The 4,360-nt window shown below is 61.9% G+C and carries 6 protein-coding genes and 2 pseudogenes; all 8 read left to right on the top strand.

Annotation, left to right across the window (positions count from 1 at the left end; translation table 11 throughout):
* Window positions 1-131, top strand: a pseudogene (locus tag ABYB95_RS17860) (outer membrane lipid asymmetry maintenance protein MlaD); the annotation flags it as partial.
* A gap of 116 nt (window positions 132-247) precedes the next feature.
* Window positions 248-1,003 (top strand): VacJ family lipoprotein, encoded by a 756-nt coding sequence (locus tag ABYB95_RS17855; protein ID WP_372659957.1) that lies wholly within the window; start codon window positions 248-250, stop codon window positions 1,001-1,003.
* A 92-nt stretch (window positions 1,004-1,095) separates the two neighbouring features.
* Window positions 1,096-1,719, top strand: a complete 624-nt coding sequence (locus ABYB95_RS17850; protein WP_372659955.1) for a phospholipid-binding protein MlaC — start codon at window positions 1,096-1,098, stop codon at window positions 1,717-1,719.
* Window positions 1,720-1,722: 3 nt separating this feature from the next.
* The gene (locus ABYB95_RS17845; RefSeq protein WP_372659953.1) at window positions 1,723-2,013 is read left to right on the top strand and encodes a lipid asymmetry maintenance protein MlaB; all 291 of its coding nucleotides are present in this window, start codon (window positions 1,723-1,725) and stop codon (window positions 2,011-2,013) included.
* Between the two features lie 82 nt (window positions 2,014-2,095).
* The gene (locus ABYB95_RS17840) at window positions 2,096-3,091 is read left to right on the top strand and encodes an ABC transporter ATP-binding protein (protein WP_372659951.1); all 996 of its coding nucleotides are present in this window, start codon (window positions 2,096-2,098) and stop codon (window positions 3,089-3,091) included.
* Complete coding sequence (locus ABYB95_RS17835; protein WP_372659949.1) at window positions 3,088-3,843, top strand: ABC transporter permease; 756 nt, start codon at window positions 3,088-3,090, stop codon at window positions 3,841-3,843. The genes ABYB95_RS17840 and ABYB95_RS17835 overlap by 4 nt, the downstream gene beginning before the upstream one ends.
* 84 nt (window positions 3,844-3,927) lie before the next feature.
* Window positions 3,928-4,167 carry a BolA family protein gene (locus ABYB95_RS17830; protein WP_372659947.1) on the top strand — a complete coding sequence of 80 codons (240 nt, stop codon included), beginning with the start codon at window positions 3,928-3,930 and terminating at the stop codon, window positions 4,165-4,167.
* 7 nt (window positions 4,168-4,174) lie between these two features.
* A pseudogene (locus tag ABYB95_RS17825) lies at window positions 4,175-4,360 on the top strand (UDP-N-acetylglucosamine 1-carboxyvinyltransferase); the annotation flags it as partial.

Raw genomic sequence — 4,360 nt, 5'->3', positions numbered from 1 at the left:
TCGAGCCGGGTGGTGACGAACGCAACATCGCACAAGGCGATGTGATCACCCGTACCCAGTCGGCGGTGATTCTGGAAAACCTGATTGGCCAGTTCTTGTTCAACAAGGCTGCGGACGGCGACAAGCCGTAGGCGGCGCGAGAGCGGCCATGCCGCGCACAAGCCTATTGGGAACGTTTGACAATTTGTGATCAGAGTCCGCGCTTTGAACGAAGGGGGCTCGGTAAAAATCAATGGGAGTTCAATGCATGAAACAACAAATATCGATGTGGAAACGGTGGCTGGGGGCGTTCTTGCTGGTGCTGTTGACCGCGTGCGCCAGCGGCCCCAACGCCAACCCCAAAGACCCGCTGGAGCCGTTCAACCGGAGCATGAGCCGGTTCAACGACGGTGTGGACGAAGCGGTTCTGAAGCCGGTCGCCGAGGTCTACCGGGACGCCACCCCCGACCTGGTGCGCACCGGCGTGAGCAACTTCTTCAGCAATATGCGCGACCTCTGGTCGTTCATCAACGCGGCGGCACAATTGCGACCCAAAGAAGCGGCTGAGAACTTCATGCGCTTCAACGTCAACACCTTCATGGGTGTCGCCGGTATTTTTGATGTCGCGTCCGAAATGGGCATTCCCAGAACCAAGCTGGACTTTGGCCAGACGCTGGGGCGCTGGGGCGTGCCCTCTGGCCCGTATCTGGTGCTGCCGCTGTTTGGCCCTTCGACCTTTCGCGACACCGCCGGTTTCACGGTGGAGGCGCGGGGCGATCCGGTGCAAGGCATAGACACCATTGCCACGCGCAATTCGCTGTATGCACTGAGGGCGGTGGAGGCGCGGGCCAACCTGTTGCGGGCCAGTTCCATGCTGGAAGGTGCGGCGTTGGACAAATACAGCTTCACGCGCGACGCCTATATGCAGCGCCGTGAAAGTCAGATCGAGGCCTTGATCGAGCTCGGTATCGGTGTCGGTACATCGGATGAAGAGCCGGTAAATTCGGATACAAAAAGCGAGTGAACACCGTTTTGAAGCGTGCCTGTGTTGCAATGGGAATCAACAAGCACCGATGCACGGTCAGTGAGGGAGCAATCCCCGAAAGGATGAACATGATGAAACGACGCAACTGGTTGGGCGGTCTTGCCCTCGCCTTGGTAGGCTTTCTGGGCCTGCCCGCCCACGCTGCCGAGGAAGCCCCAGACGAGCTGATCAAGCGCATTTCCAGCGAAGTGATGGCAGCGGTCAAAGCCGACCCGGCGATCCAGGCCGGCGACATCGGACGCATCGTTGCGCTGGTGGACGCCAAGATCATGCCCAACGTGAATTTTGCCCGCATGACCTCGTCTGCGGTCGGTCGCTACTGGCGCCAAGCCACGCCTGAGCAGCAAAAGCAGCTGCAGGAAGAGTTCAAAACCCTGCTGGTGCGCACCTATGCCGGTGCCCTGGGTGAGGTCAAGGACCAGGCGGTGAGCTACAAGCCCATGCGTTCGCGTGCGGAAGACACCGAAGTGGTGGTGCGTTCCGAAGTGCGCGGGCGGGGTGAACCGATCCAGCTCGACTACCGGGTGGAGAAAACCGCCAACGGCTGGAAAATTTACGACCTCAACGTGCTGGGCGTCTGGCTGGTGGACACCTACCGCAGCCAGTTCGCACAAGAAATCAATGTCAAGGGCATTGATGGCCTGATCTCCACGCTGTCCCAGCGCAACAAGGCCAATACGGCCAAATCCGGCTAAGCCGTGTCGGACAGCCGCGTGGCTTCGGGCGCCGCATTGCCCGAGCGTTTGACGCTGGCCGAGGCGGGCGCCACGCTGGAGCTGCTGGGGCGGGCGCTGGCCCAAAACCCGGCCACCGAGGTTGCGCTCGATGCTTCGCGTCTGTCGGTGTTCGATTCGTCGGCGGTGGCCGTGTTGCTGGAGTTGCGTCGAACCCTGCAGGTGCAGGGCAAAACGCTGCGCGTGGAGCACTGGCCGCAGCGCCTGCAGGCGCTGGTGGCACTCTACGGTGTGAGTGAATTGCTGCCCGCTTAAAATGGAGGGCTGATCGATTGCAGCGCAGATGTCCTGCGCCCAATGGATCGCCAACGACCGCCCAACGGGCGCTCTCCACTCCATGCCCGCCGTCGCCTTCCAGAACGTCTCCAAAACCTACTCCACGCCGCGTGGCGCATTGCATGCCCTTCAATCGGTGTCGTTCGACATCGAGCCGGGCGAGTTTTTCGGGCTCTTGGGCCCCAACGGCGCCGGCAAGACCACGTTGATCAGCATCCTCGCCGGTTTGGTGAGTGCCGACGGGGGACGGGTACTGGTGCACGGACACGATGTGCGCGCCGATTACCAGACCGCGCGCCGCCAACTGGGGGTGGTGCCACAAGAACTGGTGTTCGACCCCTTTTTCTGCGTGCGCGAAGCCCTACGCTTCCAGTCCGGCTATTTCGGTATCCGCCGCAACGATCTGTGGATCGACGAGTTGCTGGCCGGCCTGGGTCTGTCCGACAAAGCCAGTGCCAATATGCGGCAGCTGTCGGGTGGCATGAAGCGGCGTGTTCTGGTGGCTTTGGCCCTGGTGCACAAGCCCCCGGTCATCGTGCTCGATGAACCCACTGCCGGGGTGGACGTGGAACTGCGGCAAACCCTGTGGCAGTTCGTCTCGCAGCTCAACAAACAAGGCAGCACGGTGTTGTTGACCACGCACTACCTGGAAGAAGCCGAAGCCCTGTGTGGACGCATCGCCATGCTCAAGCAGGGTGAAGTGGTGGCGCTGGAGAAAACCTCGGAACTGTTGCGCCGGGCTTCGTCCAATGTGCTGCGCTTCAAGACCGACGATACCTTGCCCCCCGATCTGGCCGGGTTGGCGCGGGTCACCGGGCGGGTGGTGCAACTGCCCGCCAACGACGCGCTGGCGGTTGAACGCATTCTGGCGCGCGTGCGCGAATCGGGCGCCACGGTGGAAGACATTGAAATCCGCAAAGCCGACCTGGAAGACGTTTTCCTGGACCTGACCAGTGCCAGCCCGAGGCCCGGTGGCAGGCCAGCCCAGGATGGCGCGGCTGTGCCGCAGAGCGTGGCGCCGCCAGCGGCGGCCCGCGCACAAGAGAGGCGCGTATGACCGGCTGGCAAACCCTGTTCTACAAGGAAATCCTGCGCTTCTGGAAGGTGGGTTTCCAGACCGTGGCCGCTCCGGTGATCACCGCCATCCTGTACATGATGATCTTTGGCCATGTGCTGCAAGACCGGGTGCAGGTGTACGACTCGGTGAGCTACACCGCTTTTCTGCTGCCTGGCCTGGTGATGATGAGCGTGTTGCAAAACGCCTTCGCCAACAGCTCTTCTTCGCTGATCCAGAGCAAGGTCATGGGCAATCTGGTGTTCGTCTTGCTCACGCCCATGTCGCACCGGGCCTGGTTCGTGGCCTATGTCGGTTCGTCGGTGGTGCGCGGCATGGCAGTAGGCGCGGGGGTGATGTTGGTGACCTGGTGGTTCGCCCGGCCAACCTTTGTGGCCCCGTTGTGGATCATCGGCTTTGCCTTCATGGGCGCGGCCTTGCTGGGCGCGCTCGGCCTGATCGCTGGCCTTTGGGCCGAGAAGTTCGACCAGATGGCGGCGTTCCAGAACTTCGTCATCATGCCCATGACCTTTTTGTCGGGCGTGTTCTACTCCATCCATTCCCTGCCCGCATTCTGGCAAGGCGTGAGCCATCTGAATCCCTTTTTCTACATGATCGATGGCTTTCGCTACGGCTTTTTCGGCGTCAGCGACGTCTCGCCCTGGCTGAGTCTGGCCATTGTGGGCAGCGCCTTGCTGGCCGTGAGTGCGCTGGCGCTGCACTTGCTGCGCATTGGCTACAAAATACGAAGCTGAAAATAGCGGCCCTTGGCGGGTGGGTGTGCCAGCACCCGGCCAAGCTGCCCATGGCTCCCAACGCCCAACCTGTACCCGTACCCCATGACCGCTGAAGAACTGCAATCCCTTATCACCGCCGGCCTGGCCTGCGAGCACATCGAAGTCACGGGCGATGGCCGCCACTGGTCGGCCGTCATTGTTTCGCCCGCCTTTGAAGGTCTGCGCCTGATCGCGCGCCACAAGAAGGTGTACGACACCCTGGGCGAGCGCATCCGCAACGACGAAGTGCACGCCTTGTCCATGAAAACCCACACACCCGCCGAATGGGCGGCACAGGCCTGAACACCCCATGGACAAACTCAGAATTGTGGGCGGACGCCCTCTGAACGGTGAAGTCACCATTTCGGGCGCCAAAAACGCCGCGCTGCCCGAGCTGTGTGCCGCCTTGCTGACCAGCGAGCCCGTGACCTTGCACAACGTGCCCCGGTTGCGCGACGTGGCCACCATGCGCACCTTGCTCGACAACATGGGCGTC

The sequence above is a fragment of the Hydrogenophaga sp. genome, assembly GCF_041633695.1.
Lineage (GTDB): Bacteria > Pseudomonadota > Gammaproteobacteria > Burkholderiales > Burkholderiaceae_C > Hydrogenophaga.
The sequence above is the reverse complement of the archived record's forward strand: the minus strand, read 5'-3'. Positions and strand labels throughout refer to the sequence as shown.

What these genes read in the sequence shown, in the direction of transcription:
- ABYB95_RS17855 (WP_372659957.1), top strand. Translation starts at nt 248, where the DNA reads ATGAAACAACAAATATCGATGTGGAAACGGTGGCTGGGGGCGTTCTTG.
- ABYB95_RS17850 (WP_372659955.1), top strand. Translation starts at nt 1,096, where the DNA reads ATGAAACGACGCAACTGGTTGGGCGGTCTTGCCCTCGCCTTGGTAGGC.
- ABYB95_RS17840 (WP_372659951.1), top strand. Translation starts at nt 2,096, where the DNA reads ATGCCCGCCGTCGCCTTCCAGAACGTCTCCAAAACCTACTCCACGCCG.
- ABYB95_RS17835 (WP_372659949.1), top strand. Translation starts at nt 3,088, where the DNA reads ATGACCGGCTGGCAAACCCTGTTCTACAAGGAAATCCTGCGCTTCTGG.
- ABYB95_RS17830 (WP_372659947.1), top strand. Translation starts at nt 3,928, where the DNA reads ATGACCGCTGAAGAACTGCAATCCCTTATCACCGCCGGCCTGGCCTGC.